Source organism: Billgrantia kenyensis, assembly GCF_013697085.1.
GTDB classification, from domain to species: domain Bacteria; phylum Pseudomonadota; class Gammaproteobacteria; order Pseudomonadales; family Halomonadaceae; genus Halomonas; species Halomonas kenyensis.
Genome location: NZ_JACEFT010000012.1, coordinates 94,206 through 120,548, shown reverse-complemented (window position 1 = coordinate 120,548; position 26,343 = coordinate 94,206). Strand labels below are relative to the sequence as shown.

The 26,343-nt window shown below is 62.4% G+C and carries 26 protein-coding genes; 15 read left to right on the top strand and 11 right to left on the bottom strand.

The annotated features are described in order from the left end of the window. Positions 1 to 181: 181 nt before the first annotated feature. From H1D44_RS11635 to fliD (H1D44_RS11605), 7 genes are all read right to left on the bottom strand, one after another. Complete coding sequence (locus tag H1D44_RS11635; protein ID WP_181515013.1) at positions 182 to 376, bottom strand: hypothetical protein; 195 nt, start codon at positions 374 to 376, stop codon at positions 182 to 184. Between the two features lie 93 nt (positions 377 to 469). Then, positions 470 to 4,171 (bottom strand): sulfotransferase, encoded by a 3,702-nt coding sequence (locus H1D44_RS11630; protein ID WP_181515012.1) that lies wholly within the window; start codon positions 4,169 to 4,171, stop codon positions 470 to 472. 409 nt (positions 4,172 to 4,580) lie between these two features. Beyond that, positions 4,581 to 5,693: a FliC/FljB family flagellin gene (locus H1D44_RS11625; protein ID WP_181515011.1), complete on the bottom strand. Its 1,113-nt coding sequence runs from the start codon at positions 5,691 to 5,693 to the stop codon at positions 4,581 to 4,583. A 187-nt stretch (positions 5,694 to 5,880) separates the two neighbouring features. Beyond that, positions 5,881 to 6,708, bottom strand: coding sequence for a flagellin N-terminal helical domain-containing protein (locus H1D44_RS11620; RefSeq protein ID WP_181515010.1), 828 nt, complete (start codon positions 6,706 to 6,708; stop codon positions 5,881 to 5,883). A gap of 109 nt (positions 6,709 to 6,817) precedes the next feature. Next, positions 6,818 to 7,099, bottom strand: coding sequence for a HigA family addiction module antitoxin (locus H1D44_RS11615; RefSeq protein WP_181515009.1), 282 nt, complete (start codon positions 7,097 to 7,099; stop codon positions 6,818 to 6,820). 10 nt (positions 7,100 to 7,109) lie between these two features. Beyond that, a complete protein-coding gene (locus H1D44_RS11610; protein ID WP_181515008.1) occupies positions 7,110 to 7,388 on the bottom strand; it encodes a type II toxin-antitoxin system RelE/ParE family toxin in 279 nt (92 codons plus the stop codon). Between the two features lie 92 nt (positions 7,389 to 7,480). Beyond that, positions 7,481 to 7,771 carry a flagellar filament capping protein FliD gene (fliD, locus tag H1D44_RS11605; protein ID WP_338073483.1) on the bottom strand — a complete coding sequence of 97 codons (291 nt, stop codon included), beginning with the start codon at positions 7,769 to 7,771 and terminating at the stop codon, positions 7,481 to 7,483. Positions 7,772 to 7,831: 60 nt separating this feature from the next. Between fliD (H1D44_RS11605) and H1D44_RS11600 the strand changes: the two genes are divergently transcribed. Both H1D44_RS11600 and H1D44_RS11595 read left to right on the top strand, forming a co-directional pair. Further along, complete coding sequence (locus H1D44_RS11600) at positions 7,832 to 8,110, top strand: helix-turn-helix domain-containing protein (protein WP_181515007.1); 279 nt, start codon at positions 7,832 to 7,834, stop codon at positions 8,108 to 8,110. Continuing rightward, positions 8,103 to 9,389, top strand: coding sequence for a type II toxin-antitoxin system HipA family toxin (locus tag H1D44_RS11595; RefSeq protein WP_181515006.1), 1,287 nt, complete (start codon positions 8,103 to 8,105; stop codon positions 9,387 to 9,389). Before H1D44_RS11600 ends, H1D44_RS11595 begins: the two co-directional genes overlap by 8 nt. 19 nt (positions 9,390 to 9,408) lie before the next feature. Here H1D44_RS11595 and fliD (H1D44_RS11590) read toward each other — a convergent pair whose 3' ends face one another. From fliD (H1D44_RS11590) to H1D44_RS11580, 3 genes are all read right to left on the bottom strand, one after another. Further along, positions 9,409 to 10,797, bottom strand: coding sequence for a flagellar filament capping protein FliD (fliD, locus tag H1D44_RS11590; RefSeq protein WP_181515005.1), 1,389 nt, complete (start codon positions 10,795 to 10,797; stop codon positions 9,409 to 9,411). 118 nt (positions 10,798 to 10,915) lie between these two features. Then, positions 10,916 to 11,941 carry an OmpA family protein gene (locus H1D44_RS11585; protein ID WP_181515004.1) on the bottom strand — a complete coding sequence of 342 codons (1,026 nt, stop codon included), beginning with the start codon at positions 11,939 to 11,941 and terminating at the stop codon, positions 10,916 to 10,918. 108 nt (positions 11,942 to 12,049) lie between these two features. Further along, on the bottom strand, positions 12,050 to 14,497 hold the full coding sequence (locus tag H1D44_RS11580; RefSeq protein WP_422671666.1) for an EAL domain-containing protein: 2,448 nt from the start codon (positions 14,495 to 14,497) through the stop codon (positions 12,050 to 12,052). Between the two features lie 393 nt (positions 14,498 to 14,890). Between H1D44_RS11580 and H1D44_RS11575 the strand changes: the two genes are divergently transcribed. Then, positions 14,891 to 15,256 carry a flagellar protein FlaG gene (locus H1D44_RS11575; RefSeq protein WP_181515002.1) on the top strand — a complete coding sequence of 122 codons (366 nt, stop codon included), beginning with the start codon at positions 14,891 to 14,893 and terminating at the stop codon, positions 15,254 to 15,256. 81 nt (positions 15,257 to 15,337) lie between these two features. Here the strand turns inward: H1D44_RS11575 and fliE are convergent, their stop codons facing one another. Then, a complete protein-coding gene (gene fliE / locus H1D44_RS11570; RefSeq protein ID WP_181515001.1) occupies positions 15,338 to 15,667 on the bottom strand; it encodes a flagellar hook-basal body complex protein FliE in 330 nt (109 codons plus the stop codon). A 304-nt stretch (positions 15,668 to 15,971) separates the two neighbouring features. Here fliE and fliF point away from each other — a divergent pair, with 304 nt between their 5' ends. The 12 genes from fliF to fliQ all read left to right on the top strand — a co-directional run bounded on the left by fliF (position 15,972) and on the right by fliQ (position 26,343). Next, on the top strand, positions 15,972 to 17,711 hold the full coding sequence (fliF, locus tag H1D44_RS11565; protein WP_181515000.1) for a flagellar basal-body MS-ring/collar protein FliF: 1,740 nt from the start codon (positions 15,972 to 15,974) through the stop codon (positions 17,709 to 17,711). After that, complete coding sequence (gene fliG, locus H1D44_RS11560) at positions 17,704 to 18,708, top strand: flagellar motor switch protein FliG (protein ID WP_220128055.1); 1,005 nt, start codon at positions 17,704 to 17,706, stop codon at positions 18,706 to 18,708. Before fliF ends, fliG begins: the two co-directional genes overlap by 8 nt. Next, entirely contained in the window at positions 18,701 to 19,444 is a 744-nt protein-coding gene (locus tag H1D44_RS11555; protein WP_181514999.1) for a flagellar assembly protein FliH, read from the top strand. Before fliG ends, H1D44_RS11555 begins: the two co-directional genes overlap by 8 nt. Before the next feature lie 9 nt (positions 19,445 to 19,453). Beyond that, positions 19,454 to 20,854 (top strand): flagellar protein export ATPase FliI, encoded by a 1,401-nt coding sequence (fliI, locus tag H1D44_RS11550; RefSeq protein ID WP_238984512.1) that lies wholly within the window; start codon positions 19,454 to 19,456, stop codon positions 20,852 to 20,854. Continuing rightward, positions 20,851 to 21,303 carry a flagellar export protein FliJ gene (gene fliJ / locus H1D44_RS11545; RefSeq protein ID WP_181514998.1) on the top strand — a complete coding sequence of 151 codons (453 nt, stop codon included), beginning with the start codon at positions 20,851 to 20,853 and terminating at the stop codon, positions 21,301 to 21,303. The genes fliI and fliJ overlap by 4 nt, the downstream gene beginning before the upstream one ends. An 18-nt stretch (positions 21,304 to 21,321) precedes the next feature. Then, positions 21,322 to 22,620: a flagellar hook-length control protein FliK gene (locus tag H1D44_RS11540; RefSeq protein ID WP_181514997.1), complete on the top strand. Its 1,299-nt coding sequence runs from the start codon at positions 21,322 to 21,324 to the stop codon at positions 22,618 to 22,620. 111 nt (positions 22,621 to 22,731) lie between these two features. Next, entirely contained in the window at positions 22,732 to 23,208 is a 477-nt protein-coding gene (gene fliL / locus H1D44_RS11535; protein WP_181514996.1) for a flagellar basal body-associated protein FliL, read from the top strand. An 18-nt stretch (positions 23,209 to 23,226) separates the two neighbouring features. Further along, complete coding sequence (gene fliM, locus H1D44_RS11530; RefSeq protein WP_181514995.1) at positions 23,227 to 24,273, top strand: flagellar motor switch protein FliM; 1,047 nt, start codon at positions 23,227 to 23,229, stop codon at positions 24,271 to 24,273. After that, complete coding sequence (fliN, locus tag H1D44_RS11525; protein ID WP_181514994.1) at positions 24,266 to 24,835, top strand: flagellar motor switch protein FliN; 570 nt, start codon at positions 24,266 to 24,268, stop codon at positions 24,833 to 24,835. The genes fliM and fliN overlap by 8 nt, the downstream gene beginning before the upstream one ends. Continuing rightward, positions 24,832 to 25,260 (top strand): flagellar biosynthetic protein FliO, encoded by a 429-nt coding sequence (fliO, locus tag H1D44_RS11520; RefSeq protein WP_181514993.1) that lies wholly within the window; start codon positions 24,832 to 24,834, stop codon positions 25,258 to 25,260. Before fliN ends, fliO begins: the two co-directional genes overlap by 4 nt. Positions 25,261 to 25,325: 65 nt before the next feature. Then, positions 25,326 to 26,027, top strand: a complete 702-nt coding sequence (gene fliP, locus H1D44_RS11515; RefSeq protein WP_275299095.1) for a flagellar type III secretion system pore protein FliP — start codon at positions 25,326 to 25,328, stop codon at positions 26,025 to 26,027. 46 nt (positions 26,028 to 26,073) lie between these two features. Next, complete coding sequence (gene fliQ, locus H1D44_RS11510) at positions 26,074 to 26,343, top strand: flagellar biosynthesis protein FliQ (protein ID WP_181514992.1); 270 nt, start codon at positions 26,074 to 26,076, stop codon at positions 26,341 to 26,343.

Here is a 26,343-nt window from a genome sequence, read left to right as displayed (position 1 = left end):
TATTCCGAGGTGCTCAAGAAATCAGTCGCTGGACCGGACACCCTTCAATAGTGTTGCGCTTGGGACTTGAGACCGCCCGGTTTAAATGTGAATATTCCTGATGAGACCATGTGTAGGGGCACGGATGAGATGCTGCCCAGCGGTAGGCGCCAAACTCGCTCCGGGACTTGGGGCACGACGCTCAACGTCGTAGCATGGCCTGCGTATGCTCCCGCTGCTGCTTCACGGCATCATCCAGAATCACGAGTAGCTTGTCATAGTCCTCCGGCATCTTCTCATCCATCCCGGTGGACTCGAAACGCGCCATGGTGGCACGTGTGTCCTGGATGACCCGCTCCAGTTCGTCGATGACTTGCTGGTATTCGGTTTCAGTCATCTACTCCGCCCTCGAAATAAAGCAGGCGCCTCAAGGCGCCTGTCGATTAGCAGAAGATACGGCCACGAATCGCACTGAGTCGCCCCAAATGTCTCAACGTCGACGCAACAGCCAGAACTCTCGATAATTGACACCATCGTCACACAAGCTACCAGTCTCAATCACTTCAAACCCAGCACTGGCGATGGCTTGAGCATTCTGAGTGAAGCCTACCTCCGTCTTGTCGATCTCCCGAATTCCTTGGCTTTCTAGCAACACCACCCCACCCGGATTACAGAACTGATAAAGTTTTTCGCCAAATTGCTCCAGAGGCATACCTATCCAGCGGTGCACCGCACAAGCTATGACCAGGTCAAACGGCTCTTCACATTCGAATTTGTCGAATGGCTTACTGGTGAGGTGGACATGACGAATCCCGAGATGCTCCGCCACAGCCCTACCGACTTCAACGCAGGCCTGGCTGATATCGAACCCTTCACCGTAGCTGAGCCTATCCGCCAGCCCGAGCAGCAGGAAACCATGTTTGCAACCGATATCCAGTGCGCGGGCCCCATCGGGCAAATATTTCGCTAACGGATAGATTCCCAGGCGCTGCTCGGCAGGTCGAGTACCGGGCAGCTTTAGCCGCTCTAACCCCTGGTACGGCAAGCCAAAATCACCAAAGCTATGTTGAAGATTTTCCCCCTTGTAGCCCGACCATATATCGCTGATGCGCTGGTGCAGCGGCGCCAACTCGGCGAATTCACCACTTGGGCATTGCTGTATGAGCCGCTTGAAGTCCTTGTACGCCTGTGCCGTTTCACGGGAGTAAGGGTACGTGGAGCAGGCCAGCCACAGCTGCTGACAGGCGTATTGAATGTCTCCCAAACCTTCATGGATCATGGCCTGGGCTCGCAACAAGCGAGCGCGTACAGGGCCTTGCTCATTACCTAATAAAGCTAGCGCCTCACCATGGCAGGTCAGTGCCCGGTCATGCTCTCCTGCTCTTGCCAGCAGACTTGCTTCGCAACTCTTGAGCACGGGCTCCTCTGGCTGTGCTGCAAGCAACACATGGCAGCGAGCCATCGCCGCTTCATGCATCCCCACGGGCTGACCTTCATGTGCAAGGTAACTTTCTAGCATCAAACGCTTGATTTGCAGTGCCTCGCCTGCGCCCGCATGGGGTTGCAGTATCGCTTCCGCTTCCCACCACAGCCCGGCTCGCAACTGAGCCCTTGCCAAGGCCGCTACGATCTGTATATCGTCAACGGATTTGTTATGCAAAGCAGTCAATAATTCCAAAGCTTTGCCGTCATGCCCCACCAGCGAGGCACTCTCTGCACACAGCAAAGTAATTTCCTGCACATCCGGCAGAGCCTGATGCAGGCGACTGGAGATTGTGTAGGCTCTTTGTACGCTGTGCCTTGCCAGCGCCTGGCGCACTTGGGCCAGCGCCGCTACCACGGGGCTGTGCGTTTCATGCGAAGACGAACCCTCACCGCCTAAATAGCCTCGTGCGGCCAGATACTCCTCAGCGCGCCTGGGCTCGACGGCTTCCAGCAGAGAGTGGCTAAGGTCCTGAATCTCGAACAGCGTATCCAACAGAAAGGCCAACTTGATGCGCTGCTTGTCGCTCAGCGATGCCATGCGCTCATGGCTGGGTATCAACAATGCATCTGCAGATTCCAGCTCACTAGCCTGATGGCGGGTCAAGTCATCGCGAGCAGGCAAGTGGCTGTACGAGGCGGGTGCATGCAACCTATAGAAACGAAAGCCGTTACGCGCCGCCCAATGCATCAGCTCTGCGAGGTTGGGCTGGCGCTGATGCGTAGGCTGAAAAGCAATGCGTACCTGGATGAGCAGGGTATCACAAAGTGCATTGCGCCCATGGTCGAGAATGGCCGCACTATCGCTGTAAGCATCCAGAACCAGGTAGTCGAGACTTTCCAGCCCCTCGATACGGTCCAGGGCGATGCTGGTCACCGGTAGTTTCGCCAACACTCGAGCGCCATCGCGACGGTGCATTGGCAACTGCTCTTCGGGAAGCGGCTCCAGGGTAGCACTCAGGAACGGGTCGAGGCAGGCATGCAGGCTGCCGGACTGCTCATCGCCCAACAGTACATGCGGGAAGTACTGGAACTCATCCAGCTCCGCCAACTCTTCCCGATCCGCGAGCCGGCTGGTCGGATCGAAGCAGACTACGGCAAAGGCTCCGCTATGCATCAGCTCTGGAAAGCGGGATTGCAGCACGAAACTGCCACCGTTATCGAATGTCACGATACGCCCGGGCAACTGCCAATTGAACTCGCCCATAGGCGCTACTCCTGCATGTGCCAGGGCCAATGTGTCTGAGGTTGACTCTGCATCAAGCCCAGCATTGGAGCTACGTGGAATTGCCGGCGCGTCAAATTCTCGTTGAACGGCTTTATAACCGTCGATGAGAGGGCCTAGGCATTCAATGAAGTCATGGCCAATCCCATTGAAATCACTACGAATGGGCAGGGGTATATCCAGCGAGACAATGGGGCTGATCGCGCTGATCTGGTTAGCGTTACGCTCCAACTGCTGCCGATATGCATCGGAGCGCTTAAGTCCCAGCGCCCCCAACAGGTTGCCGGCGACCTCTTCGGGGTTTTCGGTCAGCTCACGGTAATCCACCAAAAAGATCGGATTCGGCAGAACCGCCGCCCAGTGATCCATTGTTTTTTCAAAACAGCCGATATGGCGGCCCAAAGCGTTCAAGTCATACGTGTAAGAATGAGCAGCCGAGTGCTGATAATGATGAAAATAACAGGTCACGCCCTGATCGAGCAGATCTCTAACGCAGAAGATAATAGGAACGTGAGGCAACCACAGACCGATCAACCCCAACAACCAGAGATCACTGGGAATCGTAGTGATCTGCAAGTTTTCACTATCTAGCCGCGCCCTATAGTTCTCAGCATCTTCTCGGCAGCGCTCCGGAGTGAGCTGCTTGAGGTAATCACCCAAGCCCCCCCCCTGCTTCTCCAGCAACTCTTTGACATAGTCGCTCAGCGTCGTGCTTTCCCCCGCCAGGCTAACCCCCTCGATACCGCTGAACAGCGATTCGACCAGGCTCTTACCCGAGCGTGAAAGTCCCGAAACGATCACCTGCGGCACCTCAGACCGTCCGCCTTCACGCAACGAAGGAAAAAGCGAGGCAGTAAAGTGGCGCTGAATAAAGCGTAACCGCTCTTCAGGAGATTGAGAAGGGGGACTGACCTGCCCCAAAGCCAGGTCATTTGCCTCACGGAAAAAAGCAAAGGCCTGCGACTTTTTGCCGATGTCTAGATAGGCTTTTCCCAGAGTAAAGCCACAGCGCACCTTCTCCTCTGTTGTGCTTGAAGGAGCGGTATAGAGCGCTTCAAGCGCCTTGAAGGCACTATCACCTGGCTGGTAACAAATTAGGTGTGAAAGGTTGACGTGGGTAGCGAGATGGCTCGGGTCAATGGCCAACGCCTGTCGGTAACTTTCGATGGCCTCGGGAATACGCTGCAACATCTTATAGACGCTGCCTCGTGTGCTCAGTGTATCGGCACGCCTTGCATCCTGTGCCAGTGCTCGCTCCAACAGCGTCAACGCTAGCTCTGCCTCCTCATCAAACATCAGGCAGCGTGCCAAGGCCGTAAGGAGCCCAGGGTCATACGGTGCCTCATTCAATGCCTGCTCGAGGAAAGGACGAGCTTCCACGTAGGCCTCTTGCTGTAGCAAGGCCCAGCCATGCAACTTCGCGACTTCAAGGTGCCCAGGGTAATTAGCTATCAGTACGCGGCTTGTGTCCAGCGCCTCCTCCACGCGCCTCTCATTCAGCAATTGGCTGAGCCTGGACAACTCCACTCTCAGCCGATCGCCAGAGTGCTGGCGAGCAGCGTAAGGAGCGGAGAGAGGCCTGGTAGAGCGGGGCCTGGGGGTGCGGCGCTTCTTCGACATGGTGGCATTACCGGGGCGGTCTAAGGAGTTCTGGCATTTTACCGGAGATGCATCTGGCCAAAGGCAGGATTAAAACGACGATGGGCAGCCTATTAGGCTATTGAAACGCTTTACACCTGATGTCACCGCCACGAAGCCACTTGGAAGCGCATTCCAAGAGAGCCAGAAACCTACGATGGGCTACCCAGACATGAAAAAACCGGCCCCATAAGGAGCCGGCTGAGTGTGAGCTAGGGGCACAACGTGTACCTGGCCCTGATTCAGGCTAGACGACTTAGCCCAGCAGAGACAGTACGTTCTGCGGGATCTGGTTAGCCTGGGCCAGAACGGAAGTGCCGGCCTGCTGCAGGATCTGTGCGCGGGTCATGTTGGCAACTTCCACCGCATAGTCTGCGTCTTCGATGCGCGAACGGGCAGCGGCCAGGTTGGTTTCGTTGGTGCTCAGGTTGGTAATGGCATCCTCGAAGCGGTTTTGCACGGCACCAAGCTCGGAACGCAGGCTGTCTACCTGATTCAGCGCCTTGTCTAGCGTTGCAAGTGCGCTGCCTGTACGATCACCATCGCCTCGAATCACCCCACCGGTGGCGCTTACTTCAATGCCCGTCACTTCGCCATCGGAGTTGCGCTCAATATTGACATTTGCACCCACATAGGCAGTGTCAGAGCCAACGGTTCCAACGATAAAGAAGTTACCCTCATCATCAACCACGAAAGGGTCTGTTCCAGCCGCAGAAAAACCAGTGGGCAGTGAATTCGTATCAATTGTAACATCAGAACCAAAAGTTACACCTGATGCGAAAGCATCTGTGCCTAGCCCCAAATCGCCTGCTGTCGCCGCTGCTGGTGTTCCCACAAAGCCATTGACGTTGAACTCATCAAGGCCAAGGGCTTCAGAATTAATTTTGTCCAGATTAACGGTGATAGTTTCACCGTCATTGGCACCCACTTGGATACGCAGCGCATTGTCTTCGCTGGCCAGCACCTTGACGCCGTTGAAGTCGGTCTCGGCGGAGATACGGTCGATTTCGCTCAGGCGCTGATCGATTTCATCCTGGATAGACTGCAGGTCATTCTGGCTGTTAGTGCCATTGGAGGCCTGAACGCTCAGCTCACGGATGCGCTGCAGGTTATCGTTAATCTGATTCAGGCCTCCCTCAGCGGTCTGTGCAATAGAAATGCCGTCATTGGCGTTGCGCTGGGCCTGAGACAGACCATTGATCTGGGCAGACATGCGGTTGGCGATGGCCTGACCGGCCGCATCATCCTTGGCGCTGTTGATACGCAGGCCGGAGGAGAGGCGCTCCATTGAGGTCTGCAGGGCGTTCTGGCTCTTCTGCAGATTGGACTGGCCGATCATCGAAGTGATGTTGGTATTGATGACTGACATGTGTCATTCCTTCTTTTCGTTGAGGGCTCCATTGGCGGGCCCACTGAACCTTGATTTTCCCGGCCCAGCATCTCGGGCCTACCTCAACGGCGCCGTTGGCCGTTACCCTGTTTAACGGCACCTGCCGACAGGACTTTAGGGTGAGAACGAAAAAATTTTGGTTTTCACGTTGACGGTGCCTATTGCCTCAGCGCTGACGCAGCAGTTCGAGGACAATCTCCGGCTGGCGATTGGCCTGGGCCAGGATGGCCATCCCGACCTGCTGCAATATCTGGGCACGCACCAGGTTGGAAACCTCCTGGGCGTAATCGGCATCCATGATGCGCGAGCGGGCGGCGCCGAGGTTGAGCGTTGTGCTCTGGATGTTGTCGATCACCGCCTCGAAGCGATTGTGCAGCGCGCCGAGCTGGCTGCACTGGCGGTCGGTTCGCTTCAGCGCTTGGTCGAGCGCGTCCAACGGGGATTCCGTGGCATCGCCATCCTCATTGGCCAGCACACGAAACCCGTTCAACCCCAGCGAGTCCCGATTGATGGCCTGAATCTCGATGGCGATGGTCTCGCCGTCATTGGCCCCTACCTGGATGTGCACGCGGCGGTTTTCGCCCACGACGGAAACGCCGTTGAAGCCGGTTTGTCGCCCGATGCGGTCGATCTCATCCAGGCGCTGGTCGATCTCGTCCTGTATCGCGGCAAGATCGGTAGGGCTCAGGGTGCCATTGCCTGCCTGCACGGTGAGTTCGCGGATACGCTGCAGATTGGTATTCACCTGGCCAAGAGCCGCCTCGGCGGTTTGCACCAGCGAGATACCGTCGTTGGCGTTGCGTGCCGCCTGGTTGAGCCCGCGGATCTGCGCGGTCATGCGGTTGGCAATGGCCTGGCCCGCCGGGTCGTCCTTGGCGCTGTTGATGCGCAGGCCCGACGAAAGCCGCTGCATGGCCGTCTGCATGGCTTGCTGACTGCTGCGCAGATTGTTCTGCACGATCATCGACAGGATGTTGGTATTGATAACGGCCACGCGATCACCCTCCGCCGGGCGCGACGAAGTGCACCGGTGGAGGGAGTATCGGCTTGACTGGGGAAAGCTTTAGCGAGGTGTCGTTGGCATTCGCTCGTTTGGCGCTTCATCAACCCGCTGCATGCAGAGGGGTTACCTGAGCGCGTGGACGCTGGGACGCCTGCCAGAGCTCATACTTGAGCTGCATTTCCAGCCACATCTCGGCGCTAGTGCCCAGCGCCTGTTCAAGGCGCAGCGCCATATCAGCAGAGATGCCAGCGCTTCCATTCAAGATGCGGGAAAGGGCAGCGCGGGTCACGCCAAGCCGCGAGGCTGCCTCGGTGACAGTGACATCTCCGATGTACTCGCGCAGCACGGCGCCAGGGTGAGCAGGATTGTGCATGCGGCCCATGCTCTCTCTCCTAGTGGTAGTCCTGATAATCAACCAGAATGGCGTCTTCCCCTTCGAAAGCGAAGGTGAGTCGCCAGTTCCCGTTGACGGTGATTGCCCAATGCCCGGCCAAGCCGCCCTTGAGCGAATGGAGCTTCCAGCTAGGTGCACTCATGTCTTCGGGACGTTTGGCGCTATCCAGTGCTGTGAGCTGCACCTGCAGCTTTGATGCATGCTTGGCCTGGATGCCGGCTGTAGAGCCGGTTTCAAAGAACTTGCGCAGGCCTTTGTGACGGAAGCTCTTGATCATTTGGATACTGTATAGCAACACTATACGGAGGTCAACGTCCACGCAAAGAAAACGCCCACTGTTGCGCGGCTGAGCACTCGGTCGGCGGGCTATCAATCCCGCCCGAGCTGGGCGTTCATCATGTCGAACTGCTGCTTCAGGTAGTCATTGGTCTGATTCATCTGGGCGATCATGCCGTCGAGCTGGCCGAACTGAGTGCGGTAGCGGGTAAGTGTGGCCTCGATGCTCTGCTCCATGCGCAGGTAACGTTCGTTGAGGCTCTCGATGCGGCTCTCGGCCGCGCTGATGGCACCGCCCAGAGCGCCGTTGCTACCAACGAATTGGGTCACGGTATCGCTGACCTTCGCGGCTGGCCACCTGCAGTTTAACGGACAACATAATATCTTTTATCCCATACTTTTCTGCTATAGTAGATACGATAGTATCCACAAGAGAATTCGTGCATGCGCCTCTCTCTACTCACCGCCAGTGACGTTCAGCACGACCTGGCCAAGGCCGTCCGCCGCCGACGCCGCGAGCTGAAACTCTCGCGCAACGCCCTGGCCGAGCGAAGCGGTGTGCCGGCACCGACCATCAAGCGCTTCGAGAGCACCGGCCAGATTTCGCTGCGCCAGTTCCTGCTGCTTTGGCAGAGCGTGGACCGGCTGGAACGTGTCGCGGCGCTTGCAGCCCCCCCGCCGAGCACGCCGCAAAGCATCGAGGAGGTGCTGCGCGATGCCTGACTTCGTTCCGGTAAGGCAGCTTGAGGTACTGCGCCGACTCAGTGATGGCCGTCAAATACGCATTGGGCGGTTGGCGCAGAGTCGCCAGGGTGTGTTCTTCCAGTATGACGACGCCTACTGTCGAGAGTTTCACAACCTCTCGCCGTTCCAGCTGGCGTTCGATACACGGCTGCAAGGCGCACCGCGCCAGCCTCATCATGGCCTGCACGGCCTGTTTGCCGATTCGCTGCCGGACGGCTGGGGTCTGATGCTGATGGATCGCCTTTTTCGTCAGCACGGCATATCGCCACATGACGTTACGCCAATGGACCGCCTGGCTTTCGTTGGCGAGCACGGCATGGGAGCCTTGAGCTACCGGCCTGCTTCCGAGCTTGTCGATTACGCTGAATCCTCCCCCTGGAGCAGCCTGGGTGAGCTTGGTGAGCAGGCCCGCCGACTCTTCGAAGGCCATACCGACACCGTGCTCACCGCCTTGGCCCAAGCCGGCAGTTCCGGCGGGGCTCGCCCAAAGGTACAGGTGTATCTTTCACCCAATGTCACTGACCTGGCCAGCACCCACCCACGCGAGGGGTTGGAACCCTGGCTGGTCAAGTTCACTTCGAGTGCGTTGGCATTGGGCCATGAGGAGGGGCTGTGCGAGGCGGCCTACCTGACCCTTGCCCGTCATGCCGGCATCGAGACACCCGAGTGGCAACTGATTTCGCCCCCTGAAGACTCCCCGGCGCTTGCCTGGCTTGCATTGCGACGCTTCGACTGCAGTGCACAGGGGCGTTACCACATGAGCAGTGCCTGTGGCTTGCTGGATGCCGATTTTCGTTCGCCGTCGCTGGATTATGAAGACCTGATCAAGGCCGGCCAGGTTCTGTGCCGCAAACCTGCCGTCGGAAAAGCGCTGTTTCGTCGCGCCATGTTCAACCTCTTCGCCTGCAATCAGGACGATCACAGCAAGAACTGGGCGTTTCTACTCGATGATGAAGGCCAATGGCGCCCCACTCCCGGCTACGATCTGACCTTCAGTCCCAGCCCCTATGGCGAACACACGACGGCGTTCAAGGGCCACGGCAGAAACCCACCCCTCAAGTCCGTTCAGGCGCTGGCCGAACAGGCCGGTTTCACTCGCTGGAGCGAAGCCAGGCAGGCGATAGAGAAAGTCGTGACGGCAGTCAACGGCTGGGAAACCGTTGCGAAGGAGTTGGGTGTCAGCATCCAGACACGACGGGAAATAGAGCGGCGGCTGGGGGCCATCCAAAAAGAAAACCGCCCACTGTGGGGCGGTTGAGCGTGCGACTGGCGTTCTATCAATCCCGCCCGAGCTGGGCGTTCATCATGTCGAACTGCTGCATCAGGTAGTCGCTGGTCTGATTCATCTGGGCGATCATGCCGTCGAGCTGGCCGAACTGAGTGCGGTAGCGGGTCAGGGTGGCCTCGATGCTCTGTTCCATGCGCAGGTAACGTTCGTTGAGGCTCTCGATGCGGCTCTCAGCACCGCTGATGGCGCCCCCCAGGGCACCGTGAGTGCCGCTGAGCTGCGTTACCGTCTCGCTGACCTGCCCGGCCAGGCCGCCCGTGGCGCTGTCGCCGGCAAAGAAGTCGCTCAGCTTGTCCTGATCGTTGGCGATCACCGAGTCCAGGCGGTCCTGGTCGATTTCCAGGGTCCCGTCTAGCTTGAGCGAGATGCCGATGTCGTTGAGCATGGAGAAGCCACCCTCTCCTGCCGCCACGCCGCCGGACAGCACGCTGCGCAGGCGCCCTTCGATGCTGCGTACGGCGCTGTCACCCAGCAGTTCGCCGGCAGACTCGGCATCCCCATCGAAAGCGGTGAGCTCGTTGATGGTGCCCTTCAGCGCATTGAAACCTTCGACGAAGCCGACAACGGCCTCGCGCACCGCGCGGGCGTCCTGCTCCACCGCCACGGTGCTGGTGCCTTCCTGATTGAGGTTGAGAGTCACGCCCTCGATGGCGCCTTCCACCTGGTTGGTGGCGCTGGAGATGGCGATGCCGTTGACGTTCAGCAGGGCGTTTTCACCGACGACATCGACGGCTTTAGCCGTTTCGCTGAAGCTCACGCCATCCGCCTTGGTCAGGTCGGACCAATCCATGCCGGTGATGGAGGCTTCCCGCCCGGTTTCGGTGGACATCAAGGCCAGGCGATGGCCATCGCCGTCGTTGACGATCGAGGCGGTAACACCGGCATCCTCGGCATTGATGGCGTCGCGAATGTCGGCCAGCGAGGCGTTGTCGGCGATGCTGACCGGCACACTGGTACCCTCTTCGCCAGCATGGGTGAACTCGAGGTTCAGCTCTCCGCCGCTACTCACCACCGGTTCGTCGATCGACTCGATTCCCTCCAGACGCGCCGTGGCATAGCTGCCGGCGGAAGCCAGGGTTTCAACGTCGACGACATAGCTGCCCACGCTGGCATCCGCGGTGGCTGCCGCCGACACGGCTTCGCCGCTGACACTGGTGGAGAGACTCTGGTAGAGGGAGGCGTCATTGAGGGCATTGGCTGCGCTCTGGAAGCCGGAGAGCGCGCCCTGAAGTTCGCCGTAGGCGGAGATCTTGACCTGCTGGGTCTCGATCTGACGCTCGATGGGCGCGAGCTTGCCACGTTCGGCTTCGTTGAGCTGGTCGAGCAGCCCGTTGAGGTCGAGTCCGGAGCCGATGCCGAGGGAGGAGATGCTGGCCATGAGGAACTGCCTTGTGCCGATGAATTCAGATACCGGTCATGAACTTGCCTGCCGGCACCTTCCTTGTCTCTCCCCTATCGGCGCCTGACGGGAAAACTTTAGGGAAAAATTGGAAAAATCACCGCGCGTGGATGATCACCTCGACGCGGCGGTTCTGGGCGCGCCCTTCCACGCTGTCGTTGTCTGACAGCGGGCGGGTGTCGGCCAGGCCTACCGCGCGCAGGCGCTGCGCTTCCACCCCTGCCCGCTCCAGGGCGTGAACGATGGCAATGGCCCGCGCGCTGGAGAGCACCCAGTTGGAGGGGAACTCGTCGGTCTGGATGGGGCGGCTATCGGTGTGGCCTTCCACCGCCACTTCGCCCTCGTGACGCTGGATCACCTCCACCAGGCGCTGAATCAGCGCTTCGCCGTCGTCGGTCAGCTCGGCCGCGGCGGTGGGAAACAGCAGTTGGTCTTCCACGCGCAGCTTGATGCCTTCCGCTACTCGCGTTGCCTCGACGCCCTCCAGATCCGGCAGGTAGGGGGCTTCCTGCAGGTTCTCGGCCAGCGCCTGCTGTAGTCCTTCGGCGGCACCGATGGCTTGCGGAGCAATTTCATGCACGTCTCTCGGAGGGCGGTCGGTCACGACCAGCACGAAGTCGCCCTGGGGGACTGCCGCGTTCGCCGCCAGCACCGGCGGGGAAGCCAGCGGTGACGGTGGCATCGGCTCCTGTGGTGCCATGTCCCGCTCCAGCAGGGCAAGCGGGGTCGGGGCGCTGAAAACCGGTAGCGTTTGCGCCACGAGCGGCTCTGCAGCGACGTGGCGCCGCGGCGGGCCAGACACCCCCAGCGCGGCAGAAATGGCCGACTGGCTGAGCCGGCCGGGCACCGGACGCGGTTCGGCCGGCACCGGCAGGGCCTGAGCCATCTCGCTGGGCAAGGGAATCGCGAGTGGGGTGAATGCTGCGGCCGGCTCCGCCTCGTCCGCTCGCCCCAGGTGGGAAAGCGTGAAGATCAGCACCATCAGCGCCACCATGAGGGTCATGATGTCCAGGTAGCCGATCATCCAGCCGCTCTCTTGATCGGCATCGTGATGGGTCGGCATGAGCGACTCGTGGCGCATGGTGCCACGATGCTCGCCGCCATTGGCATGAAGGGTGCTCATCGAAAGGGTGTCACCCGCTTGAGGATGGGGACGAAGTCGCCAAGCCTAACGGCTCGGGCGGGGGATTGAAACGGGGAAAAGCGCTACTTGCCGGCGCTTGATTGGCGCTCAGCCGGCGTGCTCCGGCACTCCGCTACGGGTTGCCAGGTAGCGGCTGGCAAAAAGCTCGGCCGGTACCGCGCGTCCCATCAGGTAGCCCTGGATCAGATCGACCCCGTGCCGGCCGAGGATCTCGCGCTGGGCTTCGGTCTCGACGCCGACGGCGGCCAGGCGCAGCCCCATCTCCCGGGCAAGCGCGGCCACCGCCGCAACGATGGCCGCGCTGCCCCGCTGGCCGCTGTCCAGGCGCTGGACGAAACGCCGGTCGATCTTGAGCACATTGACCGGCAGCTCCTGCAGGTAGCCGAGCGACGCATAGCCGGTGCCGAAATCGTTGATGGCGACCTGGCCGCCAAGTCGCCGCAGGCGCTTGAGCACCACGCTCGCCTGGTGAGGCTTGTCCAGCAGGGTGCGCTCGGCAATCTCGAACCCCAGCAGGCCGGGCGCCAGGCAGTGCTCCTTGAGCTTGGTGGCCACCCGCACCGGAAGGTCCTGCTGCCAGAACTGCCGCGCAGAGAGATTGATGCTGACTGGCACCTGCCCTGCCCCCTTGGCTTCCCAGGCGACCAGCTGCGAACAGATCTGTTCCAGCACGAAGTCATCGAGCTGCGGCAGCAGCGCCGCTCGCTCGGCCAGGCCGATGATGTCCTGCGGCGGCACGTTGCCGAGCAGCGGATGATGCCAGCGAACCAGCGCCTCGGCACCATGCAGCCTGCCGCTCTCTCGCTCGAATACCGGCTGGTAGTGTAGCTGCAGGCCCTCCCCCGTGCGAAGCGCTTCTCGCAGGGCTTTTTCGAGCGCACGCTGGCGATCGTCGAGCAGGTTCATCTCGTTGCGGAACAGGCGATAGCCGTTTCGCCCCTCCTGCTTGGCGCGGTACATGGCCACGTCGGCATTGTGCACCAGGCTTTCGGCCGTCGTGGTGTCGTCCGGATAGAGGCTGATGCCCAGGCTGCAGCCTATGTTGAACTCCTGCCCCTCGATCACGCAGGGCTCGGCCACGGCATTTATCAGACGCCGGGCAATGCGGGTCACCTCGTCGATCTCCTCGAGATCAGGCAGCAGTACCAGAAACTCGTCGCCTCCCAGGCGGGCCAGGGTGTCGTCCTCACGCAGGTGCGTCTGCAACCGCTCGGCGACCATGACCAGCAGCTCGTCGCCGAAGGCGTGGCCCAGGGTGTCGTTGACCTCCTTGAAGTGGTCCAGGTCGACGAAGATCACCGCCAGGCGGGTCTGGTTGCGATGGGCGTGCCGAATCGCCAGCGACAGGCGATCCTCCACCAGGCGCCGGTTGGGCAGGCCGGTCAGGGCATCGTAGTAGGCCAGCTTGCGAATGCGCTCCTCTTGCTCGCGCACGTTGGTGATATCGCTGAACTGCGCCGCATAGTGGGTCACCGCCCCGCTGTCGTCGGTGATGGCGGTAATGGTCAGCATTTCCAGGTAGAGTTCGCCGCTCTTGCGCCGATTCCAGATTTCACCGCGCCAGTAGCCGCTGCGCTTGAGTGCATCCCACATCTGGCGATAGAAGGTGGCATCATGTCGCCCCGAGGAGAGCACCTCTGGCGTCTTGCCGATCACTTCCTCTGCGGTATAGCCGGTCATGTGGGTAAAGGCGCGATTGACGAATTCGATGCGATTGGCGGGGTCGGTGATGATGACCCCTTCCAGCGAGGACTCGATCACGCGTTCGGCCAGCTGCAGGTTCTCACGCGACTTGGCAAGCGCACGATCGCGCTGCTCGAGCGCTTCGCGAAGATCCTGGAGATAGAGCTGCTCGGCACCGGCGAGCATGTCGCGGAAGCCGAGCAGCCCCACCACTTCGTCGGTATCATCCAGCACCGCCAGGTGGCGCACGCGGTGATTCATCAGCAGATCGCGAGCGGAAATCAGGGTGTCGTGCTGATGTACCGTCAGCAGCGGACGGCTGGCCAGCCCATCGATGGGCGTATTGCCGGGATGCCGCGCGACGAAACGCACCAGGTCACGCTCGGTCAGGATGCCAAGCTCGCCGTTGACGCACCTCACCACCACGGCGTCGCACTCGGAAAGGCGCATCGAGCGGGCGGCCTGGGCCAGCAGCAGATGACCTTCCAGCACCAGCACCCGCTGACGCATGGCGGCCTGCACTTCGCGCAGCCTCAGGTAGGGCTCGAGCCCCTGATTAAGGGCCACGTCGGTCTGCGAGAGGATGCCGACAGGCGAACCGGCATCGTCGACTACCAGGTAGTGTCGACGCCGTTCGGCATTGAAACGCAGCGCCGCCTCGCTCACCGAGGTCGTTTGCGCCAGGCTCACGACGGGATGACTCATCACGCTTGAAATCGGCTGTCGAACGGCATCGGGGTCGGCGAAGTTGATCGACAGGACATCGTGCTCCGTCCAGATGCCCAGCGGCTGTCCCGCCTCGATCACGATGATGGAGCTGCACTGGCGTGCGGCCATGCGTTCGGCGGCCATCCACAGCGGCGTTTCCGGTTCGCAGGTCAATAGCCCGGTCTGCATGATGCGATCGATGGGTAGCTCTTGGCTCATGTCCCCTCACTGGCTGGCTATTACTGCTGGCGACACCTGCGGAAAGGCCAAGAGCAAAGGCATGTCCGAAGATTGGCTTGCTCTCGAGGTGTTAACAATCCGTAACGCCATTCTATCCACTTGGCTGCATATTGCATCAACGCAGGGGAAATCAAATTAACGCTGCGACATCGTGTCGCCGGCACAAAAGTGCACAAAAGCATTCAAGTCTTGCGACAGGCTGCCGATAAGACCCATGGGAGAGGCTGTCGCTGGCAGCCTTGGGGAGGATGCTGGGCGCCAGCATCACGTAAGACATATATAAAAGGAAAACATCAAATGTCTTCGCCATTGACCGATGCCACCAATGCCTTGAGCACCTCGGCTCTGCATGATCTGACACCGCGCCAGCGCAAGGAGAGCGTGCTGGCTTCACTGCCCTCAGCCGGCAGCATGCTGGCCCAGGCGGAAAGTCATGGAATATCGCCCGGCCAGGCCGACCTGGTCGAGCCGATTCAGCGCATCAATGAAGTGCTGAAGCAGTATGGCGTGGAATTCGAGCTCAATGACACCTCGCGCGTCATTACTCGTATCGTGGATCGCGAATCGGGCGACGTACTGCGCCAGATCCCCGCAGAAGAAGTGCTGGCCATCGCCGAGCGACTGGATGAGCTTCAGGGCAACCTGATCAGCATAAAAGCCTAGGCCATGCCTGAAAACTGCCTGCGCTTGGCCATACAGCGTTAAAAATCAGTGCCGGGCGCAGGGCGCAGGCACTTTCCAGCCTCAGACCTGCATATTCATGACGTCCTTGTAGGCACTCACCAGGCGATTGCGCACCTGAAGCCCCATCTGGAAGGCCACGCTGGCCTTCTGCATGTCCACCATGACGTCGTTGAGCTCGACGTTGGGATCGCCTGCCTGGAACGCCATGGCCTTGGTATTGGAAGCCTGCTGCAGGCGATTGATACGCTGGATCGAGGCCTGCAGCTCACCGGCAAAGCCGCCCTGCCCCACCTGAGTGGAAACCTGCTGCCCCTTGGCGACCTGGCCGCCGGCCTGGGTGGCCATGGCCTGCATCTGCGCCAAAGCCGACTGGATGGCAGGTGAACTCATGTTCCGCACCCCTCGTCTCGAATGGTTGTCCTGTTCGCCTAAAAGGCCGCTGCAACGGATCGCCGCAACCGACCATGGCCGAATGTAGAGCAAGACTAGCAGGTTACGAAATCCACCAAGCGACCAATTGGAAGGTAAAAGAGGGGCTTTTCCCGCCTTTGGACTGGATGGCGGCTCGCATAATAGCGTTCATCATAGTTACGCCCCTTGCAGGGCGGCCAGAACGCGGTGAACGGATGCAGTCAATGCCTTCTTCCAGCAACACTTACCACGCAGACAAGTGCCCACTCTTGCGGGGGCGCGAATGAGCAACGGCGCCACGACGCAGGAGCGTCAGGACTCCTCATCCAGCGCTACGACCACGGCGATGGTGGAGCGACTCCAGCAGCAGCTGCGCGGCAACCCGCTGATCGCCGTGCTGATCGGCGGCGCGGCGATGATCGCCATCGTGGTCGCACTGCTGATGTGGGCGCGCGCCCCCGAGTATCGCGTTCTCTACAGCAACCTCACGGAAGCCGACGGCGGCCGCATCATCAGCGAGCTGGAAAGCCGCGGCGTGCCCTATCGCTTCAGTGAAGGCGGCACCGCCCTGATGGTACCCGGCGATGCCGTACACAGCCTGCGCCTGCAGCTGGCCGAGCAGGGGTTGCCGCGCGGCGGCAACGTCGGCTTCGAGCTGATGGACAACCAGGCCTTCGGCGTCAGCCAGTTCGCCGAGCAGGTCAACTTCCAGCGCGGTCTCGAGGGTGAGCTGTCCCGCTCCATCGAATCCCTGGGTCCGGTGTCGCGGGCTCGCGTGCACCTGGCCATGGCCCGTTCGTCGGTGTTCGTGCGCGACCGCGAGCCCGCCAAGGCCTCGGTGATCGTGACGCTGGAGTCGGGCCGGGTCATGGGCGACGGCCAGGTCAGCGCCATCGTTCACATGGTGTCCAGCAGTGTTCCCGACCTCGCCGCCGAGAACGTCACGGTGGTCGACCAGAACGGCCGCCTGCTGTCGCAGACCAGTTCCCAGGGCCGCGGTCTCGACGCCACCCAGCTCGACTACATCGCCGAGGTGGAGCGCTCCTTCCAGCATCGCATCGAGAATATCCTGGCTCCGATCCTCGGCCGCGATAACATCAGCGCCCAGGTGGCCGCCCAGATCGACTTTTCCCGCCGCGAAGAGACTTCCGAGCGCTTCGGCCCCAACCAGCCGCCCAACGAGGCGTCGGTGCGCAGCCGTCAGTCCAGCCTCTCCTATAACGGCGGCGACGACATGGCAATGGGTATCCCCGGCGCCCTCAGCAATACCCCTCCGGGAGTGGCCCCCTCGCCCATCGAGCTGCCCACCGATGAGGACGGCGAGTTCACCGAGGAAGCCGAACAGAGCCTGCAAGCCCTGAACAACCTGCGCCAGGATGACGTGGTCAACTTCGAGGTCGATCGCAACATCCAGCATATCCAGCACCGCCAGGGCGAGGTGACCCGTCTGACCGCAGCGGTCGTGGTGGATTACCGCGAAGAACGCGACGAAGACGGCGAGTGGCAGCGCGTGCCGCTGAGCGAGGCTCAGGTCGCCCAGATCGAGCGCCTGGTGCGCCAGGCCATCGGCTTCTCCCCGGCACGAGGCGACGAGATCGAAGTGGTCAACAGCCCGTTCAGCCGCGACGTGGCGGAAACCGAGGAGCTCGAGTGGTGGCAGTCGCCCGAGGTCCATGAGCTGGCCCTGACCATCGGCCGCTATTTGCTGGTGGCCCTGGGTATCCTGCTGGGCTACCTGCTGATCCTGCGCCCGCTGATCAAGCGTCATACCGAGCAGCCGGTGCTGGCCTCCGCCCCGGGTACCGGCCTGCAGGTCCGCGTCGGTGACGAGAGCGAGCCGGCCGAGGGCGAACTCGAGGCCCAGGGCGAGGAAGACGACGAGCTGCGGCCTTACCAGAAGCCGAAGCGCAAGCGCCGCTCGTCGGCCTACGAAGATCATCTGGCCGAGCTGCGCGAGCTCGCCCAGGAAGACCCCCGCATGATCGCGATGATCGTACGCAGCTGGATGAACAAGCATGAGTAGTACCCAAGCGATGAGCGGCACTCGCCGCAGCGCCATCCTGATGCTGGCCCTCGACGAGGACAGCGCGGCAGAGGTGTTCAAGTTTCTCTCGCCCAAGGAGATCCAGCTGCTGAGCATGGAGATGGCGGAGATGGAGCAGGTTTCCCACGAGCAGATGCAGCAGGTCATGCTGGAGTTCAGCCGTGAGACCGAGGAGTTCATCGCGCTCAACCTCAACTCCAGCGAGCACATCCGCTCGGTATTGACCAAGGCGCTGGGCAGCGAGCGTGCCACCGGCCTGATCGAGGACATCCTGGAAAATCAGGGCAGCAGCAGCGGTATCGATTCGCTCAACCTGATGGAAGCCTCGATGGTGGCCGAGCTGATCCGCGACGAGCATCCGCAGATCATCGCCACCATTCTGGTCCATCTGGAGCGCCATCAGGCCGCCGACGTGCTCGAGCATTTCGAAGACAAGCTGCGCAACGACGTGGTACTGCGTATCGCCACCTTCAGCGGCGTGCAGCCGGCCGCTCTGCAGGAGCTCACCGAAGTGCTGTCGGGCATGCTCGACGGCCAGAACCTCAAGCGCAGCAAGATGGGCGGCGTGAGAACTGCAGCAGAAATCCTCAACCTGATGAACTCCTCGCTGGAGGAGACCGCCATCGAGACGGTGCGTGCCCACAGCGAGGATCTGGCGCAGAAGATCATCGACGAGATGTTCCTGTTCGAGAACCTCATGGACCTGGACGATCGCAGCATTCAGCTGGTGCTCAAGGAAGTCGACACCAACTCGCTGGTGGTGGCGCTCAAGGGTGCCCCCGAAGGGCTCATGGAGAAGTTTCTGCGCAACATGTCACGGCGCGCGGCCGACCTCATGCGCGAGGACATGGAGGCCCGGGGCCCGATTCGGGTCTCCCAGGTCGAAGCCGAGCAGAAGGCCATTCTCCAGGTGGTACGTCGCCTGGCGGATTCCGGCGAGATCATGCTGAGCGGCGGGGACGACGCCTATGTCTGAGCGCTCGCCCTCCTCCGCCGAGCGTCACGCCCCCTGGCGCCGCTGGCAAATGGACGAACTGGAGTCGGAGCGCCAGAGAAGCAGCTCGCCCGCGGCGCTGGACCCCGCCGATGAGGCCAGGCGCCGTGCCCAGTTCCAGCGCCAGGCCGAGCTCAAGGCGCTGCGCGAGAAGGTCATGCAGGAGGCCCGCGAGGAAGGCCACCGAGCCGGCTTCGAGGCAGGACGCCAGGAGGGCCATGCCCAAGGGCTGCTGGAAGGACGTGAGGAAGCCCGGCAAGAGCTCGAGCAGCAGATCCACGCTCTGGCAGCCCCGCTTCAGCCGCTTGCCGAGCAATTCACCGCCGCCCTTGAAATGCTCGACGAGGAGATCGCCAACGACCTGGTGGAGCTGGCCTTGGCGACCGGCCATCAGCTCGCCGGCGAGGCGCTCAAGGCGCGGCCCAAGCAGGTGCTGGAGCTGGTCCAGGCACTGATGCACACCGAGCCGCCGCTGGTGGGACAGCAGCGCCTGTGGCTGCACCCAAAGGACCACAAGCTGGTCGAGGAGCACCTCGGTGCCGAGCTTGAGGCGGCTGGCTGGAAGCTGCAGCCAGACCCCCTGCTCACCCGCGGCGGCTGCCGGGTCACCAGCGCCAATGGCGAACTGGACGCCACCTGGGAGAGCCGCTGGCAGGCAGTGAAATCCCAGGTCAGGCGGCGGCGTTCGGCCACCACCGACGATGGCAACGAAGGATAGGGCAGCAACATGACGCAACCCGCGGCATCGACTCCCAATGCGCACCAGGCACGCTGGCAGCAAACGCTGCAGCACGTGCGCGCACGCGTGGAGACGGTGCCCGGCTATCGCACCAGCGGCCGGGTGCTGCGTGCCACCGGCATGGTGATCGAAGCCGTCGGACTGCGCGTAGCCCTGGGCAATGCCTGCCGCATCGAACTGCTCGCTCCCGGCGGCAACGAACCGCCCCGCTTCGCTGAGGCCGAGGTGGTCGGTTTCAACGGCGAGCGCCTGCTGTTGATGCCTCTTTCCGAGATCAGCGGGCTGATGCCCGGCGCCCGCGTCTTCCCCCTGGGCGATGGCCCGGATCATGCGGCGCGTCGGTTTCCGCTGGGCGAATCGCTGCTGGGGCGGGTCGTCGACGGCAACGGTGAGCCCCTGGACGGCCTCGGTCCGCTGGACGACGCGCCGCGTGCTCCGCTCACCACCCCGCCACTCAACCCGCTCAAGCGCGCTCCCATCGACGAGCAGGTCGACGTCGGCATTCGTGCCATCAATGCCCTGCTCAGCGTCGGCCGAGGCCAGCGCATGGGGCTGTTCGCCGGCTCCGGGGTGGGCAAGTCGGTATTGCTCGGCATGATGGCCCGCTACACCGGCGCCGAGGTCATCGTGGTGGGGCTGATCGGCGAGCGTGGCCGCGAGGTGCAGGACTTCATCGACAACATTCTCGGCCCCGAGGGGCGTCGCCGTGCCGTGGTGGTGGCAGCCCCTGCCGACACCTCGCCGCTGCAGCGCCTGCAGGGCGCCGCTTATGCCACGCGCCTGGCTGAAGCTTTCCGCGACGAGGGCAAGAACGTCCTGCTGATCATGGATTCGCTGACCCGCTATGCCATGGCCCAGCGTGAAATCGCGCTGGCCATCGGCGAGCCGCCGGCCACCAAGGGCTATCCGCCCTCGGTGTTCGCCAAGATCCCCAGCCTGGTGGAGCGTGCCGGCAATGCCGAACGCGGTCGCGGCTCGATCACGGCCTTCTATACGGTACTGACCGAGGGCGACGACCAGCAGGATCCCATCGCCGATTCGGCGCGGGCCATTCTGGATGGCCATATCGTGCTTTCACGCACCCTGGCCGAGGCCGGGCACTATCCGGCCATCGACATCGAGGCGTCGATCAGTCGCGTGATGGCCCACATCATCGACGACCAGCAGCTGACCATGACCCAGGCCTTCAAGCGCCTCTTCTCACGCTATCAGCGCAATCGCGACCTGATCAGCGTAGGCGCCTATAGCCCCGGTCACGATCCGCAGCTGGACGAAGCGGTACAGCGCTACCCGCTGCTGGAGCAGTTCCTCCAGCAGGGCATGAATGAAAACGCCTCGATCGAGGCCTCTCGACAGGTTCTGGCTGAAACCCTGGGAGTCAGACAATGAGTGCAACATCACAGCTCGCGATGCTCAGCGACCTGGCTCGCGATGCACGCGACCAGGCGGGACAGCTGCTGGCCGGCGAACGTCAGAACGAGCGCAACGTGGCGGCTCAGCTGGAGTCGCTCAATCGCTATCGGCTCGAGTACGCCGAGCGACTCCAGCAGGCCATGCGCGAAGGCATCGACCCGGCCAGCATGCACAACTACCAGCAGTTCCTGGCCTCGCTGGACGGTGCCCTGCAGCGGGCAAGGCAGGCCCTCGATGCCCAGCAGCAGCGGGTCCAGCACAGCCAGCAGCAGTGGCAGCAGGAACAGAAGCGGCTCTCGGCCTTCGATACCCTGGTATCGCGGCGCGATGCCGAGCGGCAGCGTCAAGAAGCGCGCCGGGAGCAGCGGACCAATGATGAAATGGCAGCCGGACGGCTACTACGCCAGCGCACCGGCCAGCCATGAGTCGGTAAGGAGAAGAACATGAATATCCAGATGATCCTGTCTGCCCTGCCGACGCATCCCTCCGGCAAGCTGGAGCCAGGTGCAGCCCCGGGCCAGTTCGCCCTGGCCCTCGACCAGGCCGGACAGCTGTCCCAGCAGCACGGGCATGCCGAGCTGGCGAATCTCAAGCCCGGCGATGACCTGGCTCGGCCCCTGACGCAAGCCTTGCCTCAAAACATGGCAGCCCAGCAGGCTCTGCTGCAGGCGCTGCATGGCGAGCAACCGCTTGACAGCGAGGCCGGCCTCGCCCAGTCCGATGCGCATCTTGACGAGATCATGGCGCGGCTGGCGCTGATCGATGCCAGCTACTCCCAGGACCCTCAGGCAAGCGAGGCAATGGAGGCGCTCGCAATGCTCAATGTCCCGTTGCAAGAGGGAGCTGAGTCCGAAACGGCGGCGCTTGGATCGCCGCAGGTCGCTGCACTCGCAGCCGCCGTCGCCACGGATTCGGCTCGCCCCGCTGACGCCGACGCCAGCGCACGCCGCACCGACGCCTTGCCCATGTCGGCCAACGCCGGCCAGGCACTGCCTGGCGAGGCGCGACCCGGCACTCCCGCCGCAGCCAACCTTGCCGCTGTGGCAGCCGAGCCCAGCCAGGCCAATGCGGCGACACCGGCTCGCCCGGCAAGCGACGGCTCCGTACAGGCCGGCGCCCTGGCCAAGGTCGCCGCGCCGCAACCCGGCGCCAGCGAACTGCGCGCCCCGGTCACCGACACGGCACGCGGCGGCTTCGTGCCGGAAGCGGCCACCCTGCCACAGCCTGCCAGCACGTCGTCAGGCCAGCCCAGCCCCGCGACACAGCCCGCCCTGCCAGTCCAGCAGGCGGCTGTTGCCACTCCCGTCCAGAGCCAGGCGTGGCCCGGCCAGCTGGGCCAGCAACTGGTGCAGTTCGTTCGCCTTGGCGGCGAGCAGCAGGTCGAGATGCGCTTGAACCCGGCCGAGCTTGGCCCGCTTTCCGTCACCCTGAAAATGACGGAACAGGGTGCCCAGGCCCAGTTCCTGGCGGCTCACTCCCAGGTCAGGCAGGTGCTCGAGCAGGCCATTCCCCAGCTGCGCGAGGCGCTTGCCGAACAGGGCATCACGCTTGGCGACACCTCGGTGGGTGAGCAACGGCGTCAGGATGCCCAGGCCTTCGCCGGCCAGAACGGCGAGCAGGGCCGGCAGGGTACGGCCCAGGGTGAGGCCGGCGCCGAACTGGCGGCCGCCGAAGATCCCGGCGCGGCCACATCCGGCGCCACCGCCGTATCGCTGGATGGCCGGGTCAACCTCTACGCCTGAGACAAAAAGCCAAGATAAGCCCATTCGCGCGGCCTGTTCCTACCATCGCACGCCGCGCGGCTTCGGCATAATCCAACCCATTAGCGGGATTCACATACGAAAGGCAAGGCAATGGCAAAATCGACGGGTGGCTCCTCCAAGCTCCTGTGGCTCATGATACTGCTGGTTCTGGTTTCCATGGCGGCTGCCGGAGCGGCCATCTACATGGTCATGAACGAGCGGGAAAACAGTGGCGAAGCCAGTGCTCAGGCCCAGCAACTCCAGCGCCAGGCGCCGATCTTCGTCAAGATCGATCCGTTCACCGTGAATCTTGCCGATGACAACTTCGGCTCGCGGCTGCTCTATACCGGAATCTCGCTGAAGGTCGGCAACAACGACACCCAGGAGATCCTCAACGAGCACATGCCGCAGGTCCGCAGCCGGCTGCTGATGCTGATTTCCGGCAAGCAGGCGAACGAACTGACCTCCCCGGAAGGCAAGCGCCGTCTCGGCGAGGAAGTCATCGCCGTGCTCTCCGAGCCTCTTACCCAGCCGCAGCCCTCCCTGGACATTCGGGACGTGCTGTTTACCGAGTTCATCGTGCAATAACCGGGTGCCCCTGCCACCATGTCCCAAGACGATCTGCTGTCACAGGATGAGATCGACGCCCTGCTCAAGGGCGTCAGCGGCGACGACGAACCCGTTGCACGAAACGACGGCGATACGCGCGTTCGTCCCTATGACCCGGCGACCCAGCATCGCGTCATCCGCGAGCGCCTGCAGGCGCTGGACATCATCAACGAGCGCTTTGCCCGGCATTTCCGCATGGGGCTGTTCAACCTGCTGCGGCGCAGTGCCGATATCACCGTCGATTCGGTGCGCTACCTGAGCTACAGCGAGTTCTCGCGCAACGTACCGGTGCCGACCAACATCAACATCATCGGCATGAAGCCGCTGCGTGGCTCGGCGCTCATCGTGTTTCCACCGAACCTGGTGTTCATGGTGGTGGACAACCTGTTCGGCGGCGACGGCCGCTTCCTGACCAAGTCGGAAGGCCGCGAATTCACCAACACCGAGCAGCGCATCATCCAACGCCTGCTGCACCTGGCCATCGAGGCCTACGAGGAGTCGTGGAAATCGGTCTACCCGTTGCAGATCAGCTATCTGCGCTCGGAGATGCAGTCGAAGTTCGCCAACATCACCAACTCGCCCAACGAGATCGTGGTCAATACGAACTTCAACATCGAGGTGGGCAATCTTTCCAGCAGCTTCCAGATCTGCATTCCCTACTCGATGATCGAGCCACTGCGCGACCTGCTGGCCAATCCGCTCAGCGACGGCCATCACAACCAGGACGGCTCCTGGAGCAAGCGCATGGCCGGCGAGCTGCGCCGCTCCGAAGTCGAACTGATCGCCAATTTTGCCGAGATCCCCACCCGTATCGCCCATGTGATGGCGCTCAAGGTGGGCGACGTGCTTCCCCTGGAGCTGCCCGAGACGGTCACCGCCAGCGTCGACGGCGTTCCGGTGATGGAGTGCGACTACGGCAGTCAGCACGAGCAGCGCGCGCTGCGTGTGAGACGCATCATCGACCATGGTGCACAGAACCCGGTGTCAAAGGACGCCTTCATCAAGGGCGCAGCGCCTCAAGCCAAGGAATCCAAGCATGACTGATCCCAAGAAACCCGATCAGAACGTTTCCGACGACGATTGGGCCGCCGCCATGTCCGAGCAGGAAACCGAGCCCAAGACCGACGACGACCCCTGGGCCGAGGCCATGGCCGAGCAGGAGGCCGCCGAGGCATCTGCCGGGGCCGAGGACGACCCCTGGGCGGAAGCCCTGGCCGAACAGGAAGCGACCGAAGCGGCCGCGGCCGAAGCGCCGGCAGCGTCCAGCTCACCTGCCCCCGCAGCCCAGTCCGCTGGTGACCGCGTCTTCCGGCCGCTGGATGGGGGCGGTGAAGGCGGCGCGCCGCGCGACCTGGAAATGATCATGGACATCCCGGTCAAGCTGACCGTGGAGCTGGGGCGCACCAAGTTGACCATCAAGCAGCTGCTGGAACTGGCCCAGGGCTCCGTGGTCGAGCTCGACGGGCTGGCCGGCGAACCGATGGATATCCTGATCAACGGCTACCTGATCGCCCAGGGCGAGGTCGTCGTGGTCGATGACAAGTACGGTATCCGCATCACCGAGATCATCACCCCTTCAGAGCGGGTGCAGAAACTCAACCGATGAGCAAGACTCCCTCTCCCGCAGCCGAGACAGGGCTCGAGACCCTCGCCGTCGGTGGCGATGCCCTGGTGGGCATGGCCACCCTCGGCAAGACCGCTGCCGCCCTGGCACTGGTCATCGCCATCATCCTGCTGTGCACTTCATTGCTGCGCCGCTGGGGCCCGCAAAAGCGCGCGGCCGGCGGCCACCTCCAGGTCATCGGCAGCGCTGCCCTCGGCAGTCGCGAGCGCGTGGTGATCGTCGAGGTCGAAGGCACCTGGCTGGTACTCGGCGTCGGTGGCGGCCAGGTCAACAAGCTGCATGACCTGCCGGCACCGGCCCGGCCGGTTGACGCTGCGCCAAAACCGCCGGGCGAAGGCGATCGTTTCGCCACCCGCTTTGCCCGTGCGCTCAAGCAGAATGCCGGCCTGGGCGGCGCCGGGCGGTGAGAGTCATGATTCATTCCCCTCGTTCGCTGCACGTGCTGGCCCTGGGTATTGCGCTCGCACTTGCCATGCTGCCGCTGGGTGCGTATGCCCAGCAGATACCGGGTATCATCAGTCAGCCGCTGGACGACGGTGGCCAGCAGTGGTCGATCCAGCTGCAAACTCTGCTCCTGCTGACTTCACTGGCCTTCCTGCCGGCCGCGCTGCTGATGATGACCAGCTTTACCCGCATCATCATCGTGCTGAGCCTGCTGCGCACAGCCATGGGCACCCAGGCCACGCCGCCCAATCAGGTGCTGCTGGGCCTGGCCCTGTTCTTGACCTTCTTCGTCATGTCGCCGGTGATCGGCATCGCCTATGAGACAGCCTGGGTACCGCTCACTGCGGAAGAGATCAACTTCGAGGAGTTCCTGCTGCTGGCCCAGGAGCCCTTCCGCGAGTTCATGCTGGCCCAGACTCGCGAGCCCGACCTGGCAATGTTTGCGCGCCTGGCAGAAGTCGGTCCCATGCAGGGCCCGGAAGACGTGCCCCTGCGTATCCTGGTGCCGGCCTTCGTCACCAGCGAACTGAAGACGGCCTTCCAGATCGGCTTCACCATCTTCATTCCCTTCCTGATCATCGACCTGGTCGTGGCCAGCACGCTGATGTCGCTGGGCATGATGATGGTACCGCCTGCCACCATCTCACTGCCGTTCAAGCTGATGCTGTTCGTGCTGGTGGATGGCTGGCAGCTGATCATCGGCTCGCTGGCGGAGAGTTTCTTCATATGAAGGCCACAATGACAAGCTGGGCGCCACAGCCCGGCGAGGAGTCACGATGACACCGGAAATGGTCATGGGCATCGCCTACCAGGGCATGCGCGTCACGCTTTTCCTGGCGGGACCACTGCTGATCACGGCGCTGCTGACCGGCCTCACCGTGAGCCTGTTCCAGGCCGCCACCCAGATCAACGAGATGACGCTGTCGTTCATTCCCAAGATCCTCGGGGTCTTCACCGTACTGGTCTTCGCCGGCCCCTGGCTGTTGAAGCTGATCACCGACTTCACCCGCAATCTCTTCACCAGCATCCCCAGCATGCTGATGTGA

Coding starts and splice junctions, on each gene's coding strand:
- H1D44_RS11635 (WP_181515013.1), bottom strand. CDS start 376: ATGACTGAAACCGAATACCAGCAAGTCATCGACGAACTGGAGCGGGTC.
- H1D44_RS11625 (WP_181515011.1), bottom strand. CDS start 5,693: ATGTCAGTCATCAATACCAACATCACTTCGATGATCGGCCAGTCCAAT.
- H1D44_RS11615 (WP_181515009.1), bottom strand. CDS start 7,099: ATGGGCCGCATGCACAATCCTGCTCACCCTGGCGCCGTGCTGCGCGAG.
- H1D44_RS11610 (WP_181515008.1), bottom strand. CDS start 7,388: ATGATCAAGAGCTTCCGTCACAAAGGCCTGCGCAAGTTCTTTGAAACC.
- H1D44_RS11600 (WP_181515007.1), top strand. CDS start 7,832: ATGCGCCTCTCTCTACTCACCGCCAGTGACGTTCAGCACGACCTGGCC.
- H1D44_RS11595 (WP_181515006.1), top strand. CDS start 8,103: ATGCCTGACTTCGTTCCGGTAAGGCAGCTTGAGGTACTGCGCCGACTC.
- fliD (WP_181515005.1), bottom strand. CDS start 10,797: ATGGCCAGCATCTCCTCCCTCGGCATCGGCTCCGGACTCGACCTCAAC.
- H1D44_RS11585 (WP_181515004.1), bottom strand. CDS start 11,941: ATGAGCACCCTTCATGCCAATGGCGGCGAGCATCGTGGCACCATGCGC.
- H1D44_RS11580 (WP_422671666.1), bottom strand. CDS start 14,497: ATGGCCGCCGAACGCATGGCCGCACGCCAGTGCAGCTCCATCATCGTG.
- H1D44_RS11575 (WP_181515002.1), top strand. CDS start 14,891: ATGTCTTCGCCATTGACCGATGCCACCAATGCCTTGAGCACCTCGGCT.
- fliE (WP_181515001.1), bottom strand. CDS start 15,667: ATGAGTTCACCTGCCATCCAGTCGGCTTTGGCGCAGATGCAGGCCATG.
- fliF (WP_181515000.1), top strand. CDS start 15,972: ATGAGCAACGGCGCCACGACGCAGGAGCGTCAGGACTCCTCATCCAGC.
- fliG (WP_220128055.1), top strand. CDS start 17,704: ATGAGTAGTACCCAAGCGATGAGCGGCACTCGCCGCAGCGCCATCCTG.
- H1D44_RS11555 (WP_181514999.1), top strand. CDS start 18,701: ATGTCTGAGCGCTCGCCCTCCTCCGCCGAGCGTCACGCCCCCTGGCGC.
- fliI (WP_238984512.1), top strand. CDS start 19,454: ATGACGCAACCCGCGGCATCGACTCCCAATGCGCACCAGGCACGCTGG.
- fliJ (WP_181514998.1), top strand. CDS start 20,851: ATGAGTGCAACATCACAGCTCGCGATGCTCAGCGACCTGGCTCGCGAT.
- H1D44_RS11540 (WP_181514997.1), top strand. CDS start 21,322: ATGAATATCCAGATGATCCTGTCTGCCCTGCCGACGCATCCCTCCGGC.
- fliL (WP_181514996.1), top strand. CDS start 22,732: ATGGCAAAATCGACGGGTGGCTCCTCCAAGCTCCTGTGGCTCATGATA.
- fliM (WP_181514995.1), top strand. CDS start 23,227: ATGTCCCAAGACGATCTGCTGTCACAGGATGAGATCGACGCCCTGCTC.
- fliN (WP_181514994.1), top strand. CDS start 24,266: ATGACTGATCCCAAGAAACCCGATCAGAACGTTTCCGACGACGATTGG.
- fliO (WP_181514993.1), top strand. CDS start 24,832: ATGAGCAAGACTCCCTCTCCCGCAGCCGAGACAGGGCTCGAGACCCTC.
- fliP (WP_275299095.1), top strand. CDS start 25,326: ATGCTGCCGCTGGGTGCGTATGCCCAGCAGATACCGGGTATCATCAGT.
- fliQ (WP_181514992.1), top strand. CDS start 26,074: ATGACACCGGAAATGGTCATGGGCATCGCCTACCAGGGCATGCGCGTC.